The sequence below is a fragment of the Peribacillus sp. NPDC056705 genome (assembly GCF_043656335.1).
The window spans coordinates 277,568-293,310 of sequence record NZ_JBHTYI010000002.1; the positions used below are offsets into that span (position 1 = coordinate 277,568).

Genomic DNA, 15,743 nt, shown 5'->3' on the forward strand with positions numbered 1-15,743 from the left:
GTTGCAAAAAAAGAAAATTATTAGATGGAATTAGATAAAGGAATGTAAATGGAAAGAAGGCTTGTTATGAAAGTGGATGAACAAAAAGAAGGGGCAATCTATGCAGCCCTTTCTTACATGATGTGGGGAGTCGTGCCGATTTACTGGAAGTTCCTTCAGGGAGTCGGTGCAACAGAAATTTTAGCTCAGAGGGTATTATGGTCTTTCGTGTTCATGCTGGTTTTATTGATGTTCATGAAAAAATGGCAAGCGTTTCTTGATTATGTCAAAAACATAATGGGAAATCCCAAACTCTTTACGGCATTACTAACGGCGTCACTGCTTGTTACAGCTAATTGGGGAGTGTTCATCTGGGCCGTTAACTCAGGACGGATCCTCGACACGAGCCTTGGATATTATATCAATCCGCTAGTGAGTGTACTATTGGGAGTGATAGTCTTAAAAGAAAAACTGAGCCGGGCCCAAATCATTTCATTCCTGCTTGCAGGAATCGGAGTCTTGATCCTTGGCATTCATTTCGGCACCATCCCGTGGATCTCTCTTGTTTTGGCCATGACGTTCGGATTATACGGTCTGGCAAAAAAAATGATCAAGGCCGAATCGGCGATCGGGCTGACACTTGAAACGATGATGGTAACGCCTCTTGCCCTGGGTTACCTGATATACTTGATGAACCAATCCGAAATGCAATTCTTTACAGAGGGAAGCACAAGCTTGCTGTTGGTGGGCGGCGGGATTGTCACGGCATTGCCTCTTTTATATTTTGCGAAAGGGGCTGAGAAGATCCCGTTATCGATGCTTGGGATTTTTCAGTATATCGCTCCGACCTTATCTTTATTGATCGGGGTATTCGTCTATCATGAAAGTTTTACCAAAGCACATCTTTTAGCCTTTTTGTTCATATGGTCAGCCTTGGCTGTTTATACATTATCCATAACGAAATGGGGTCAGGCAAGTGCCCGCAGGTTCAAAGGCAAGGGGAATATTGGTGCGTGAATAACAAAAAATGCTGGGAGATTTCTCTCCCAGCATTTTTTTATGCCGGTATAGGGGAAAATGCCCGGGTCATGAAAGGTAAAAACTAGAACCTATTTCTGATACAATACAATTGGAAAGGCTGACAGGACTGTGATCGGACTTTGCACGTGGGATATTTTGTTGGAATTGACTATAGAAGGAACTATCCAGGAAAATGATATGATTTGTCAGGAATGCTGATATGGTGGCGAACGGCTTTCTATTGCTATTTAATTCATCGATGATTCCCTGTGAACTGGTAATCCCGATCCCGTGGCCATAAAAGAGGTCTTTTCCTAATAATATGGCATTTTCACCTTGCCATTCAGGAGTTGCCTCGTCGTGATCAGGGTTTTTGAAGTAAACGCAATCACCTGGTGAATAATCCCTTCCTTTATGAATAATGAGTTCCATATTTTGTGGAGGGTCCCAGTCATATAAAACTAGGTTTGAAAAAAGGTCGTCGAAATTCCTAGGGCCGATCAAATCCAAAATGCCCTTTAAAAAAGTGATGACTATTGCAGTCCCGCATTCAAAAGCATAAAGCCTTCCATTTATGAAAATGTCAACGAGTGCAGCATGAGGGAGAACCCCTGGCTGAAGGGTAAAGGTGCCATCCTTTGAAAGGTGCCAATATTGTTTATTGGATTCCGATTCCTCAAGTGTGGAAAATTCTGCATCACTTTTATCCAACGCAATAGCTGCCGCAATGACCCGGTTCCTCAGTTGTATCTCGAAATTAAACATTCTAAAGTTCCGATATTCAAAAACGTTGGAATCCTCCGCCAGCAATTGGACAATTTCAAGTGATTTAGCAGATGCTACTCCTGGTTGGATTTGACTGACATCTAACCGTTTGTGATTAATCTTTATCATGATCATATCCACCTTTTACTTATGAAATGAACGGTTTATAAAACCGGTAAACAAAAATGTTTACATATAATTCTCATTATATGAATGCAAGCTCTAAATTGACTATTTGGAACGTGACAGCCGAGAATGATTGGAATGAAAAGAGGCGGGATTTTTTTGCTTTCATTCCAAAAGATGTTTTGCTAGAATTCCTAGAGTGCAGGAATACCCTTCCGATTAGCGGGAAGAAGCAAATTACTATTCCTTTTTCCCCATGAATTGATATAATGAAAGAGAAAAGTTCATATGTGCGAGAAATGTAGGGGGGCCAGTACTGCTGGCTGAGATTGCATCCTTTAGATGCTGACTCTTTGAACCTGATCTGGATGATGCCAGCGGAGGGAACATATTATTACTGACTTTCTGTTTTGTATGTTAACGTCCGAATCCATCTTCGGGCGTTTTTTGCTTTTCCATCCAGTATTTGAATAAACCCTGGAGCCCCATTATGGTTCCGGCATATGGATCTTATATGATGTGTAGGAGGATAATGACTTGAATAAATTCTTGCCACTGTTAACTTCGTTGTTCCTTTTGGCTGGATGCGGTGCAGGCGGAACTAATGAAAAAGAAGAAGCATCTAAAAATGAAGGAAATGAAAAATTAAAAAAAGTATCGGTCGTGCTCGATTGGACACCGAATACAAATCATACTGGATTGTATGTAGCCAAGGAAAAAGGTTATTTTAAAGAACAAGGTCTTGATGTGGAAATCATCATGCCAGGTGAAGCCGGAGCTGATAAGCTTGTCGCTTCAGGGAAATCTGAATTTGGCGTGAGTTACCAGGAGGGCATAACGCAGGCCCGCGTGCAGGGCGTGCCAATTGTTTCGGTAGCTGCCGTCATCCAGCATAATACCTCGGGATTCGCTTCACCTGAGGCAAAGAACATTAAAACTCCCAAGGATTTTGAAGGGAAAACGTATGGTGGATGGGGGTCTCCGGTTGAGAAGGCCATCATTGATTCACTCATGAAAAAAGAAAATGCCGATGTAAATAAAGTGGATATAGTCAATACAGGAGACACGGATTTTTTCACTTCTGTTAAAAGGGATATAGATTTTGCCTGGATTTATTATGGATGGACAGGCGTTGAGGCTGAATTGCGTAATGAAAAGCTTAATATGGTTTACTTAACCGAATACTCTGATAAGCTTGATTACTATACGCCTGTATTGACTACGAATGAAAAGATGATAAAAGAAGATCCGGAGACTGTTAAAGCATTCGTACATGCAGCTTCGAAAGGGTACCAGTTTGCCATCAAGAATCCAGACGATGCAGCGGACATATTAATCAAATCTGCACCGGATCTTGATGCAAAACTAGTGAAGAAAAGCCAGGAGTGGCTTGCAGACAAGTATCAGGATGATGCTCCGCGATGGGGTGAGCAAAAGCTTGCAATTTGGAAGAATTACAGTGATTGGATGACTGAAAATAAGCTTCTTGAAGGTGATTTCGATCCTGAAAAGGCATTTACCAATGAATTTTTACCAAAATAGGAGGAAATACAATGGCCAACTCATTAATTAGCATACAGATCATTCCTAAAGGGGAAAATGTCATCCCCATGGTCGATGAAGCAATCAAGATCATTGAAGAATCAGGTGTCAAGTATGAGGTTCACCCGCTTGAAACGACAATGGAGGGTGAGCTTTCCGAACTTTTTGCCGTGATAGAAAAAATGAATGTAAGAATGATTGAAATAGGTTCGCCGAATGTCATTTCCCAAGTGAAAATATTATATCAGCCAAGCGGGATTACGATGGATACGTTAACGGAGAAATATCGGGCATGAACGGAAGGGGAATTTGGAAGAAGGGGGCTCCCTTCTTTCTTTTATTATTGTTGCTGATAGTATGGGAGTCAGTGACAGTTTTATTGAAAGTCGAAGAATGGCTGTTACCGGCTCCATCGGCCATTTTCATTGAAGGAATTGAGTCGTCCCGCACTCTTTACGGACACCTTATATCCACAACCGAGCTTGCGTTGTCGGGTTTTTTTATTGGAAGCTGCATCGGCTTATTGATTGCGGCAATCTTACACCTATTTCCAGGTGTGAAGGATGCGGTTTATCCTCTGCTCATACTATCACAAAATATACCCATCATCGTTTTGGCGCCGCTCTTGGTGATCTGGTTTGGCTTTGGCATGCTGCCTAAGTTAATAGTGATATCGCTTGTATGTTTTTTTCCGGTTGCGGTTGCATCATTGGACGGTTTTCGCCAGACACCATACGAACTTAAGCATTACTTCAAGATGATGGGAGCGGGAAAAAACCAGTTATTTTGGAAGCTGGAACTTCCTCACTCAATCCCGTTCATTTTCTCCGGCCTGAAAATTTCGGCGACCTATAGTGTAATGGGGGCGGTTATTTCGGAATGGCTCGGGGCAAAATCGGGGATTGGTGTTTATATGACTCTCGCTTCCTCAGCGTTCAGGACAGATCGAGTGTTTGTTGCCATTTTCATCATCATGGGCATGAGCCTGATCTTTTTTGGAATCATCACTTTCCTGGAGAAATACGTAGTTTCTTGGAAGAGAAAGGAGGGGAAAAGGGATGAATCTGGAAATTAAAGACGTCTCCTATTCTTTCGATGGTAAACAGAATATATTGGAGAATATGAACTTCCATGTGGATGATGGGGAATTTGTCACGATCCTTGGGCCATCAGGCAGCGGTAAAAGTACATTGTTCCACTTGATTGGCGGCATTTTGAAGCCAGATCAGGGAATCATTTCACTGGGTGGCAAAAAGATAAATGGCTTAAAGGGCCATATCAGCTATATGCCTCAGCAGCCTTCCCTTTTACCTTGGAGGACGGTAGTGGAAAATGTTTTGCTTGGAAGTGAACTCGCTGGGGTCAGAGATAAAGAAAAGGCAAAATCCCTTTTGATGAAAGCCGGATTGGAAGAGTACGAGAAAGCATATCCGCATGAATTATCTGGAGGCATGAAGCAAAGGGCCGCATTCATCCGGAGTATCTTAAGTCCACAGGACTTGATGTGCCTCGACGAACCCTTTTCTGCCTTGGATGAACTGACAAGATTGCAAATGCAAAAATGGCTATTGTCGGTTTGGGAAGAAAATCGGAGGTCGGTGCTATTTGTTACACATAGCATAGATGAAGCGGTTTTCCTTTCAGATAGAATCTATGTGTTATCAGCAAAACCGGCTGCTGTCATCAAAGAAGTGGAAATTCCATTTCCAAGGCCAAGAAGTGAAGAACAGCTTCTTAGTGATGAGTTTTTTCATTTGAAGAGAGACTTATATGCAGCACTGAAGCCAACTATTTCTACTTAAGGGAGGCGATTGAACTTGAGGATCATCGACAGTCATATCCATTTGGACCGGTATGACGTTGTTAAGCGGAAGCAGATTCTGACTGACATGGAAAAGGTTCATATGGAATCCTTGCTGACTGTTTCCATGAATTTGGTTTCTTCGATTAACAATTATCAGCTCTCACTGAAGGATTCACGAATAAAGCCTGCCTTTGGTTTTCATCCAGAGCAGCCGCTCCCAGGTGATGAAGAAGTGAACGAACTTTTGAACTGGATGCGGGAACATCATCAAGATATGGTTGCCATAGGTGAGGTTGGGCTGCCCTATTATTTAAGGCAGGAAAATCCCGATATTGATAAGTCAGCGTATATAGCGATACTGGAGAGGTTCCTGACCTTAGCTAAAGAGGTTGAAAAGCCGGTTATCCTTCATGCCGTACATGACGATGCACCCATCGTTTGCGACCTTTTGGATAAGCATCAAATCACAAAGGCACACTTTCATTGGTTTAAAGGCGATATCCGGACAGTCGAAAGAATGGCCGAAAAGGGCTATCGCATTTCGATTACACCTGATGTTTGTTATGAGAGGGAAATACAGGAATTGGTTTCGGAATACCCACTTAAGCTGATGATGATTGAAACGGATGGACCATGGCCGTTTGAAGGGGTTTTTAATGGGAAATGGACCCATCCCGGCATGATGCATGACAGTGTGCGCCAGATTGCTTCGATTAAAGGATTGCCGATTGAGGATGTCTATGAAATCCTTTATCAAAATACGAAAGATTTTTATCATATTTAAAGGTACCGGTTACCATACCCGGTACCTTTTTTAGTTCATAGAAAGGTCCTTTTAACCTTTTCCCAAAAGGAATTGTCTTTTAATTTAACAGTCTTGATGACTTTACCGCTTAACCGGACCTTTACTTTTTCGACATGATTGATGCTTAGTGCTTCATTGTCCATTCCGATGATCGGATAGCTTGGTCCGTTTTCTTCAAGGTGGACGGTCAACGTCTTATCACCGCTTAAAATAAATGAGGAACCTAGGGTCCGATATGTATTATTATTGACGGAAGCAAGCTCGCTCACTTGAAAGCAAGGGAGGAGGGGATCGACAACGGATCCATTGACCGATTTATTATAGGCGGTGCTTCCAGTCGGAGTCGCAATGATGATTCCGTCCCCGCGAAAAGTTTCAAAATGGAGTAGATCGATGAAGATATCCATGATGAACGTTTTGGTGATGGAAGACCGGATACTGAGTTCATTAAGGGCATAAAAGGAGGGTTGATCGTCCAACTGGATAGCGATGGTTGGGTATTTACGGACCTCGATTTGCTCTTTTGTCATGGCATCGATCATTTTATCACTGTCTTCCAAATGGAAATCGCAATACATATTCAAGTTACCTGTGGTGGAAATGCCCGCATATAAACAGTCATCCCTGAAACCGGTTTTCCGGGCTGCCTGCAGGAATGTGCCGTCATCACCGATGCTTACGATGATGTTTGCTTTCGTGAAATCCTGGATGACTTCATACGAATGTTGCTTTGCCAAGTCTGACAAGTATTTTACCTTGCTAATCATCTCTGCATTCGGTGCATGGAAAAAATAAATATTCCTTCGAGTGTTCATCATGTTCCCCCCTAGTATGTATGGTGATGAAAGGGCTTTCTTTATCCTGTTTACGATAAATGCAATTTGTACAAAATGGACCAATGCATTTCCAATTTGAGGATTCTTTGCTACAATTTTATATGTCTTAGTTTATCATGGAATGAAACATTTTCGTCATTAGTTCGTATGGTAAGAAGGATACATATATTTAAGGGGGAAAACAGATGAATGGAAAGCGTTGGGCGGCACTTGGAATCGCAGCCGTTTTATTTTTTGTCTCAATTGCTGTTGGGGCGGCTACGACTCTATTTACAGCGGATACGGAAAATATCATTGATGAATTATTTGCTTCCGAAAGTGCATTTTACGAGGAAGTCATAGAAGGTGATGATTACTCAAATGTAATTGCCGTATTTGATGTAGAGGGCACGATTCAAGATACAGGAGAAGCCTCATTACTTAGTTCAGCAACATATAATCATCGTGCCTTCATGGATAAGCTGAAGATGGCAGAGGAAAATGATGATATCAAAGGAATCATCCTTCGGGTAAATTCTCCAGGCGGCGGTGTCGTCGAAAGTGCAGAGATCTATGACAAGATCCTAGATATCAAGAAAGTGAAAAAACCTGTTTATGTTTCCATGGGATCAATGGCGGCTTCAGGCGGATATTATATTTCTGCACCAGCCGATAAGATTTATGCTAGCCCGGAAACGATGACGGGTTCACTAGGAGTCATCATGCATGGGTATAACTACGAGAAGCTGGCCAAGAAGTATGGTGTCGAGTTCGAAACCATCAAAAGCGGACCACACAAAGATATTATGAGTCCAACCCGGGAAATGACTGGGGAAGAACGAGAAATACTGCAGAATATGATTAATAATTCTTATGATCAATTTGTAAAAGTCATTGCAGACGGACGCGGAATGACAGAGAAGGAAGTAAGGAAAATTGCCGATGGACGCATTTATGATGGGCGTCAGGCTAAAGAAAACCATCTAATCGATGATTTCGGTCATTTGGATGATGTAATTGCCGCAATGAAAACGGATATCGGTAAAAAGGATGCTCAAGTTATCCGTTATACAGATGAGGCAGGTTTCGGTTCATTATTCAGTATGGGTGCGCAAAAAATGTTGGGAAATGATGTGGAAACGGCAGTCTTGACAAAAATCCTTTCCTCTTCAAATTCTCCACGCTTAATGTATTTGTATGCGGAATAGGGGGGCTGAAGGATGACGGAACGAAATGAAAACAATGAACAAATCGCTTCATCCAATCTTATGGCAGATCAAGAGGTTCCCGTTCAGCAGGAATTTACACCAGCCAGTAAGACCGTGGATGATGATGGAGTCAAGAAAGTGCATTTTGCTGGTTTTTGGATGAGGTTTTGGGCCTATTTAGCAGATTTATTGGTTATCGGAAGTTTGAACCGGATTTTGATTCATCCGATCTTCAAGTTTTATGAAGGGACAGATGATCTCTGGTTTTCCGCAGAGGGCTTCTTAACGGGGGTCGTATTCTTCTTATATTTTGTTTTAATGACCAAATTCTTGAACCAGACCCTTGGCAAGATGATTTTTGGACTGAAAGTCGTTGCATTGAAAGAAGAGAAAAAAACCATTTCATGGGGGACGGTATTGTTCAGGGAGCTGATTGGACGCTATATTTCAAAAGTCACTTGGATTGGCTATCTCTTGGCAGGCCTTTTACCGAAGAAGCAGGCTTTGCATGATGTCTTTGCAGACACGGGCGTTGTGTTGATCAGAAGATGATTCTTCCATTCATAAATCTGCAAGAGCGGAATTTTCGCTTTTGCAGGTTTATTTTTTTTGCATATGCCGATAATGATAGGCTGAAGGGGTGTGGGTGCATGAAGTGGCTATTGTTGATTATAGGTATCCTCATTTTGGTGCTGCTGATTGTTGTTTTCACTAAAGTAAGAGTGTACATCGACTACATACGTATCCAAACGAATGACCAAATACATATTAAATTATCAGCCTGGTATGGGCTTTTTCACTATACATTCAAGGTTCCGGTCATCAAAATGGAAGATGACTCTGCAGCTATAGTAGTAAAGGAAGAGCAAGAAATGAACGGAAAAACCAAAAAGGAAGAAAAGAAAAAAATCACAGCCGAAGATTTGCGTGACGGATTCGCAGACAGTCTGGAAATGCTTCAGCATATAATCGGATTTCATGGGATCGTCCGTCAATTCACAGGGAAAGTCCAAGTCAAAGAATTCACCTGGCATAGTATGGTCGGTACTAAAAACGCTGCACACACCGGTGTTTTAACTGGAGCATGCTGGGCACTTAAAGGTTCGATCATCGGGTTGCTGACAACCTATTTCAACTTCCGGATCATGCCCTCCTATTCCATTACACCCGACTTTCAGAGATGGCAGGCAAACACGAAGATTTCCTGCATATTACAATTTAGAATCGGGCAGGCTATGGTGACTGGAATAAAACTGCTTCGTTATTGGAAAGGCGGAAAGCCGCATTTCAAATCCAGGAAATTAGCGAAGCTAGCAGGTGATTCCAATAAACAATCGTTCTAGAGTGGAGGAATTTAAATGTCAGATCATCCGATCCAAGGTTTAATGAAAGAAGCTATGGAAAATCTGAAAGAAATGGTTGATGTGAATACGATCATCGGGGATCCGGTGGAGACTCCGGATGGAAGTGTCATTTTAACCGTATCCAAAGTGGGATTTGGTTTTGCAGCCGGTGGCAGCGAATTTATGATGGATGGGAACCATCAAGGACAGCAAGGTGATTCCAAGCAGCCTTTTGGCGGCGGTAGCGGCGGTGGGGTTTCCATAACACCGATTGCCTTTTTGATTGTCGGTTCCCATGGGGTGAAAATGATTCATCTGGATGAAGGGACGCATCTTCTCGAAAAAATGATGGATTTAGCTCCCCAAGTCGTCGATAAAATTCAGTCCATGCTATCCAAGAAAGACAGTAATCAAAAGCAAGGCAGTAATCAAGGCGGCAGTCAACCAGCTGTAAAGAGGTACCAAGAACCTAAACAGGATATAGATTTCTAACTGTGACTCGGCACCCGCCGAGTTTTCTTTTTGCTGCAGTCTGCCAATACACCATAAAAGGCTTGGATGTCGGACATGTGCAAGCACGACTCACATTTCCCAATTCAATTTATTGCAAAATTCCGGTAAAACAAATATGATTATGCTTGTACATATAGCAGAAAAAGGAGGAATTATTAATGGCTTCAGTTACATTTAAAAACAACCCGATCACTTTAGTGGGACAAGAACTAAAAGTTGGGGACAAAGCACCTGATTTTACAGTATTGGCAAATGACTTATCACCGGTTACATTAAGCGACTCCAAAGGTTCTGTCCGCATTATCAGTGTGGTTCCATCCGTGGATACAGGTGTATGTGATGCACAGACACGTAAATTCAATGAAGAAGCGGCGAAATTGGATAATGTGAAAGTACTGACGATCAGTAACGATCTTCCTTTCGCCCAAAAACGCTGGTGTGCGGCAAGCGGCTTGGACAATGTTCAAGTTCTTTCCGATCACCGTGACCTTTCGTTCGGTGAAGCATATGGTGTCGTCATGCAGGAACTTCGTCTATTGGCCCGCTCTGTATTCGTAGTGAACAGCTCTGATGAAATCACGTATGTAGAATATGTGAGTGAAGGTACGAACCATCCAAATTACGAAGGTGCAATCGAAGCGGCTAAAGCGGCAAAATAAGATGCAATCCTAAGAAACCGGGCGCTAAGTGCCCGGTTTTTTGATTTGGCTTTATTTAACGGATGTTATTTTATATGCTTAGTTTAGTTATGGCTCCAAACTCGGACCATTCAGTGGTAAAACAATTTTGCCAGACCACTCTTGACCATTAGGTGTTCCCACTTTTATGTCAATTTCATTAGGCCACGACGGCATTTGTCTTTGATGAGTTCCTGGAAACCCCGCTTGTTGCCCTGCTCGGTATCCATCCCGATACCCTTGTCGATACCCTTGTCGATATCCTTGTCTGAACGCTTCTTGAAACCCTTGTTGCCCTTGTTGTTGCCTGTTAATTTCATCTTCTGACTGTGTATCATGTTGCTGATTTATCGGATTAACCTGCCCATGATAGTATTGATATTGATTATCCATAATAATCACCACCTCATGTATGTTATTCTGTTTGGGCATTCAGTGAGCTTTTCCAAAATAAAAAATACAGGGCAACAACCCTGTATTTCATTTACTTTTTAATTACTCGTGGTTGAAATTTTGAAAAAGGAGTGCGCGCAGTACGTTAAACAAACGAAGGATGATTAGCAGGACGTACGGCTTGTATCTCTTACTTCTTACCTTTAAAATAGGGACAGAAGCAAACAGGAGGAATTAATAAGTGAAGTCTACCCCAGTTGAACAATTATTTAATGAATTTGATGAAACAGCCCAAATACTGCAAAGCGAACTATCATGTACGTATCTGGATGCCCTGGGTGAAACGGGCGAGAATTTCTTCCAAGGGAAAGTCCTTCAGGAGGAAATCAGTGAAGTATCGAAGAAAAGGTTAGTGAAGCATTATGCAGATTTTTCACCGGAGAAATATGAGAAGGAAGCAATCCGTAAAGCATATCAGCTTGCTATTTTAAAAGGCATGCAGCAGAGCGTTCAGCCGAATCATCATATGACTCCTGATGCAGTCGGCATGTTCGTCAGCTATTTAGTAGGTAAATTCACCAAGGATCAAAAAGAGATAGTCATGCTCGATCCTGCCATTGGAACGGGGAATTTACTATTTGCGATCTTGAATCAACTTACTGATAAAAACATCGCTTCATATGGTGTCGAAATTGATGAAACCTTGATCAGGCTTGCATATGCAGGTGCCAACCTGCAAGAACACCCGCTGGAATTTTTCAACCAGGACAGCTTGGAGCCGCTTTTCATCGATCCTTCAGATGTTGTGGTCAGTGATTTGCCGATAGGTTATTACCCGAATGATGTGCGCGCAGCTGAGTATGAATTGAAGGCCGATAAGGGACATTCGTATGCACATCATTTGTTTATTGAACAAGGTGTTAAACACGCGAAGGATGGCGGACATCTATTCTTCATTGTCCCGAATAACCTGTTCGTCTCGGAGGAAGCTCCGAAACTCAATGATTTCCTGAAGAAACATACACATATCCAAGGGATGGTGCAACTGCCGCTTTCCATGTTTAAGAGTGAAGCGGCTGCGAAAAGCATCCTGATTCTCCAAAAGAAAAAAGAGGGTATCGAAGCACCGAAGAAGGCATTGCTCGTACAACTTCCGAAGTTGTCGGATTTCGAAGCGACCAGGTCCGTCATGCAACAGATGGACGATTGGTTTAAAGAAGAAAAATAGTCAATGAAAGCTGATGCCGCAGGCATTGGCTTTCTTTTTTTCTTGAAAGAGTGATTATTTGCAATTTTTCATTATTGTTTGGTTGGATTCGCTTGCCATGATAAGATTGTACAATACACTGCACGTTTCGTTGCGATGAATATTGAAAGCAACTAGCTTAGAGTAAAGGAGCAGGATGGATGTCAAAAATCATGGCTATTAATGCGGGCAGCTCATCATTGAAGTTTCAGCTTTTTGAGATGCCTTGTGAAAATGTAATTACAAAAGGTCTTGTAGAAAGAATCGGCTTGAAAAATTCCGCATTTACCTTAAGCGTCGTAGGCGAAAAGGTTACTGAAACGATGGATATACCCAATCATGAAATAGCTGTAGGGCTTTTATTGAAAAAGCTGATTGACCATCGCATCATTGACTCCTTTGAAGAGATAGATGGCGTAGGGCATCGGGTGGTGCATGGCGGTGAGATATTCACGGAATCGGTCTTGATTACGGAGGACGTAATAGAGGAAATCGAAAAGCTTTCCGAGTTGGCACCCCTTCATAATCCCGCTAATATCACCGGAATCAAAGCCTTCAGGCGAATACTGGACGATGTGCCAGCGGTTGCGGTATTCGACACTGCCTTCCATCAAACGATGGCGGCAGGTTCCTATTTGTACAGCTTACCTCTAGAATATTATGAAAAGTACGGAATAAGGAAGTATGGATTTCATGGCACTTCACATAAATATGTATCGCAGCGGGCTGCCGAAATGATTGGCCGCCCAATTGAACAGCTTCGGTTGATATCGTGCCATTTGGGGAATGGTGCAAGCATTACGGCCGTAAAGGGCGGCAAATCAATTGATACATCAATGGGATTTACGCCATTGGCCGGTGTTACTATGGGAACGCGTTCAGGGAACATCGACCCTGCACTGATTCCTTATATCATGGAAAAGACGGGAAAGACAGCAGATGAAGTGCTGGATGTCCTGAATAAGAAAAGCGGCATTCTGGCCCTTTCCGGATTTTCCAGCGACCTGCGCGATATTCAAGTTGAAGCCGACAAAGGCAATGAGCGGGCTGAACTCGCACTTAAAGTTTTCGCAGACCGGATTCACAAGTACATAGGCTCCTATTCAGCAAAAATGGGAGGTGTGGACGGCATCATTTTTACAGCGGGCATTGGTGAAAACAGTCAAACCATCAGGGGGCGGATCTTGGAGGGGCTTGAATTCATGGGGGTATATTGGGATAAAGACCTCAATCGCATCTCGGGTAAGGAAGCGTTCATCAATGCACCCTATTCCCCTGTGAAAGTCATGGTCATCCCAACTAATGAAGAAATCATGATTGTCAGGGATACGATGAAAATAGCTTTGAGCGAAACTTGGAAAGCATGACTTCCTGTTTTATGATGATCCCCTTATCTCTCTGGTAAGGGGGCTTTCCCATGAAATCTCAACCTCAAAATCCTCCTTCGCTTGGTTTTATGCCCATGCAATCCAAACCCTTGAACGCTGGATCGCCATCATCTATTCTCTAAAAAAGCATCCCTCTATGTTATACTTAAGGGAGAATCCACCAATTCTGTACATAGGAGGCTTGATGCATGGAATTCACGAACCGGGAAATGAAACTTTTGGATGAAATTAGTGAATGGCAGGAAAAACTTTATCAATATGAGCCAACGGATCTGGCTGCATTGTATGATAAATGGTTGGAGCAGGGGTTTGCCCTGCTTCCGGAAAACGTCCAACAACAGTTTTTTGACAAGCTTGATACTTGGCTTTTTCATTTGCATGCCATGGTTCAGAGCTCACAAGTTCAAATAGATGCAAGAGAGCGGATTTTAGCATCTGCGCGCGTGTTTAATGAAGAAATCGAAACGCTGAGCGATTTGAAACACTTACCGATCGATCAGATGAATTACATAGCCAATCAGCATATCGCTAAGCATCGCTTATATTCATTTGCACAAGGCGGGATGAGCGGATCTGGAGGCCTGCTTCTGCTAGGGAGCGATATTCCGGCCATGACGGTCATCAATGTCAGGACCGTACAGCTGATTGCGATGTCTTATGGTGTTGAGGTGAATACACCGTTTGAAATGATGCTGGCCCTTAAGGTATTCAATGCAGGAGCGATGCCAAAAAGGCTCCAAGGAATAGCTTGGGAAGAATTGATCCGCGAGGTCCAGACTGCAGAAGATGATTATTTTTATTTAGGAATCGAAGAACTGACAAACCCCACCTGGATGGAACAGCCGCTGAAGCAGCTGTTGAAAGCATTGGCCATTACTGTTTTCCGAAAAAAACTGGTTCGGGGCATACCGTTCATCAGCATGGCCATAGGGGCTGGGTCCAATTATCAAATGACCCGGAATGTCAGTGAATTTGCCCAAAAGTTCTATCAATACCGTTATTTACTGGAGAAGAAGGCTGATGAAGAATGAGTGTCAAGAATCATAAAAAAGCCATCACGGAGGCAGTTCGCTGCATGGTGATGACCGTCAGCGATACGCGAAATGAAGAAACGGATAAAAGCGGAGCACTGATGATGGAATTGCTGAAGTCGAATGGGCATGAAGTGACGGATTATGTAATCGTTAAAGATGAACGGAAAGCGATTCAGGATGCGGTCACTTTAGGTAGCCGAAGCAGCACGGTCGATGTCATATTAACAAATGGAGGCACTGGCATCGCCAATAGGGATGTGACGATCGAGGCGGTCAAAGAGTTGATGACCAAGGAAATTCCCGGTTTTGGCGAGATTTTTCGAATGCTCAGCTATCAAGAGGATATCGGTTCTGCCGCCATCCTATCCAGGGCGATCGCCGGAGTCGTGAACAACAAAGCGGTTTTTTCCACCCCAGGCTCTTCAGGGGCGGTTAGGCTCGCAATGAATAAATTGATTCTCCCGGAATTGGGACATGTCGTTGGTGAACTTCGCAAGGATTTATAAGAGGGATGCAAAAAAAAGCCACAGTTTAAAACTGTGGCTTTTTTTTGCATGGAAATGGCCTTAATTATGCATCTTTTCAGTCACGCCTTGATTGGCACGATACCATAGCCATAAATCATTGATGATGGAAGCAAGTTCCGCAATTTCGGAATTGAGCTGGCATGATTTGGCGAAATTACTCTCATCGGAGAGCCGAAACTGCTTTCGGTTAATGGTGGATTCCAGTTCCTTGATGCGGTCCGGGATGCTTCCCCGGATATTCTCCCAATGTACGAGTATTTGCTGTTGCTCGCCTTTTGTATATTCATCCCACTCCAGATTCAAATCGGGAATGGAGATGCCAAGCCGTTCATCATAGATAAATAGTTCTTTCATATGCCCTCCGCTTTTCGATTTATCATACTCCTAGTTTACTATATTCTCGCGGAAGCATCCAATGTGTAAATTCCCTGAAAATATTAGCGGATTATTTAGCGAAATCTTTAAAATACCCCTTGTATTCCTTTAATAAAGATGATAAAGTACTATCATAGATTGAATAAAAATAACAAACGATGAATTTTTATTCACACGAAAGGA

19 protein-coding genes and 1 riboswitch are annotated in these 15,743 nt (G+C 42.7%); of the genes, 15 read left to right on the forward strand and 4 right to left on the reverse strand.

Going from position 1 to position 15,743, the window contains the following annotated elements; translation table 11 throughout:
- Positions 1-66 precede the first annotated feature (66 nt).
- The gene (rarD, locus tag ACFRAK_RS03765; protein WP_342614285.1) at positions 67-996 is read left to right on the forward strand and encodes an EamA family transporter RarD; all 930 of its coding nucleotides are present in this window, start codon (positions 67-69) and stop codon (positions 994-996) included.
- Between the two features lie 69 nt (positions 997-1,065).
- Here rarD and ACFRAK_RS03770 read toward each other — a convergent pair whose 3' ends face one another.
- On the reverse strand, positions 1,066-1,893 hold the full coding sequence (locus ACFRAK_RS03770) for a protein-glutamine gamma-glutamyltransferase (protein WP_394571326.1): 828 nt from the start codon (positions 1,891-1,893) through the stop codon (positions 1,066-1,068).
- Positions 1,894-2,183: 290 nt separating this feature from the next.
- Positions 2,184-2,293, forward strand: a riboswitch (TPP riboswitch).
- A 134-nt stretch (positions 2,294-2,427) separates the two neighbouring features.
- On the opposite strand from ACFRAK_RS03770, the gene ACFRAK_RS03775 reads away from it, so the two are divergent.
- From ACFRAK_RS03775 to ACFRAK_RS03795, 5 genes are read left to right on the forward strand one after another with little or no spacing between them, the layout of a single operon-like run.
- Positions 2,428-3,432, forward strand: coding sequence for an ABC transporter substrate-binding protein (locus ACFRAK_RS03775; protein ID WP_387706573.1), 1,005 nt, complete (start codon positions 2,428-2,430; stop codon positions 3,430-3,432).
- Positions 3,433-3,443: 11 nt separating this feature from the next.
- Positions 3,444-3,728, forward strand: a complete 285-nt coding sequence (locus ACFRAK_RS03780; protein ID WP_034309193.1) for a thiamine-binding protein — start codon at positions 3,444-3,446, stop codon at positions 3,726-3,728.
- On the forward strand, positions 3,725-4,507 hold the full coding sequence (locus ACFRAK_RS03785) for an ABC transporter permease (protein ID WP_387706571.1): 783 nt from the start codon (positions 3,725-3,727) through the stop codon (positions 4,505-4,507). The genes ACFRAK_RS03780 and ACFRAK_RS03785 overlap by 4 nt, the downstream gene beginning before the upstream one ends.
- Complete coding sequence (locus tag ACFRAK_RS03790) at positions 4,491-5,234, forward strand: ABC transporter ATP-binding protein (RefSeq protein WP_387602377.1); 744 nt, start codon at positions 4,491-4,493, stop codon at positions 5,232-5,234. The genes ACFRAK_RS03785 and ACFRAK_RS03790 overlap by 17 nt, the downstream gene beginning before the upstream one ends.
- A 15-nt stretch (positions 5,235-5,249) precedes the next feature.
- Complete coding sequence (locus ACFRAK_RS03795; RefSeq protein WP_394571327.1) at positions 5,250-6,020, forward strand: TatD family hydrolase; 771 nt, start codon at positions 5,250-5,252, stop codon at positions 6,018-6,020.
- A 35-nt stretch (positions 6,021-6,055) separates the two neighbouring features.
- On the opposite strand, the gene ACFRAK_RS03800 is transcribed toward ACFRAK_RS03795, so the two are convergent.
- Positions 6,056-6,856 carry an NAD kinase gene (locus tag ACFRAK_RS03800; protein ID WP_394571368.1) on the reverse strand — a complete coding sequence of 267 codons (801 nt, stop codon included), beginning with the start codon at positions 6,854-6,856 and terminating at the stop codon, positions 6,056-6,058.
- Positions 6,857-7,062: 206 nt separating this feature from the next.
- On the opposite strand from ACFRAK_RS03800, the gene sppA reads away from it, so the two are divergent.
- From sppA to tpx, 5 genes are all read left to right on the forward strand, one after another.
- Positions 7,063-8,064, forward strand: coding sequence for a signal peptide peptidase SppA (gene sppA / locus ACFRAK_RS03805; protein ID WP_387602383.1), 1,002 nt, complete (start codon positions 7,063-7,065; stop codon positions 8,062-8,064).
- Positions 8,065-8,076: 12 nt separating this feature from the next.
- Positions 8,077-8,616, forward strand: coding sequence for an RDD family protein (locus ACFRAK_RS03810; RefSeq protein ID WP_260285425.1), 540 nt, complete (start codon positions 8,077-8,079; stop codon positions 8,614-8,616).
- A gap of 98 nt (positions 8,617-8,714) precedes the next feature.
- Entirely contained in the window at positions 8,715-9,407 is a 693-nt protein-coding gene (locus ACFRAK_RS03815) for a DUF2953 domain-containing protein (RefSeq protein WP_387602386.1), read from the forward strand.
- A gap of 15 nt (positions 9,408-9,422) precedes the next feature.
- Complete coding sequence (gene ytfJ / locus ACFRAK_RS03820) at positions 9,423-9,899, forward strand: GerW family sporulation protein (RefSeq protein ID WP_260285423.1); 477 nt, start codon at positions 9,423-9,425, stop codon at positions 9,897-9,899.
- Between the two features lie 179 nt (positions 9,900-10,078).
- Entirely contained in the window at positions 10,079-10,579 is a 501-nt protein-coding gene (tpx, locus tag ACFRAK_RS03825; protein WP_034309176.1) for a thiol peroxidase, read from the forward strand.
- Positions 10,580-10,666: 87 nt separating this feature from the next.
- On the opposite strand, the gene ACFRAK_RS03830 is transcribed toward tpx, so the two are convergent.
- Positions 10,667-10,990, reverse strand: coding sequence for a hypothetical protein (locus tag ACFRAK_RS03830; RefSeq protein ID WP_387602391.1), 324 nt, complete (start codon positions 10,988-10,990; stop codon positions 10,667-10,669).
- A gap of 241 nt (positions 10,991-11,231) precedes the next feature.
- Between ACFRAK_RS03830 and ACFRAK_RS03835 the strand changes: the two genes are divergently transcribed.
- The 4 genes from ACFRAK_RS03835 (at position 11,232) to ACFRAK_RS03850 (ending at position 15,164) form a co-directional block, all read left to right on the forward strand.
- Complete coding sequence (locus ACFRAK_RS03835) at positions 11,232-12,218, forward strand: class I SAM-dependent methyltransferase (protein WP_260285421.1); 987 nt, start codon at positions 11,232-11,234, stop codon at positions 12,216-12,218.
- Between the two features lie 179 nt (positions 12,219-12,397).
- Entirely contained in the window at positions 12,398-13,603 is a 1,206-nt protein-coding gene (locus ACFRAK_RS03840; RefSeq protein WP_387602394.1) for an acetate kinase, read from the forward strand.
- Positions 13,604-13,812: 209 nt separating this feature from the next.
- Positions 13,813-14,655 (forward strand): EcsC family protein, encoded by an 843-nt coding sequence (locus ACFRAK_RS03845; protein ID WP_387602397.1) that lies wholly within the window; start codon positions 13,813-13,815, stop codon positions 14,653-14,655.
- On the forward strand, positions 14,652-15,164 hold the full coding sequence (locus ACFRAK_RS03850) for a MogA/MoaB family molybdenum cofactor biosynthesis protein (protein ID WP_394571328.1): 513 nt from the start codon (positions 14,652-14,654) through the stop codon (positions 15,162-15,164). Before ACFRAK_RS03845 ends, ACFRAK_RS03850 begins: the two co-directional genes overlap by 4 nt.
- 60 nt (positions 15,165-15,224) lie before the next feature.
- On the opposite strand, the gene ACFRAK_RS03855 is transcribed toward ACFRAK_RS03850, so the two are convergent.
- Complete coding sequence (locus ACFRAK_RS03855) at positions 15,225-15,539, reverse strand: hypothetical protein (RefSeq protein WP_076364723.1); 315 nt, start codon at positions 15,537-15,539, stop codon at positions 15,225-15,227.
- Positions 15,540-15,743 lie beyond the last annotated feature (204 nt).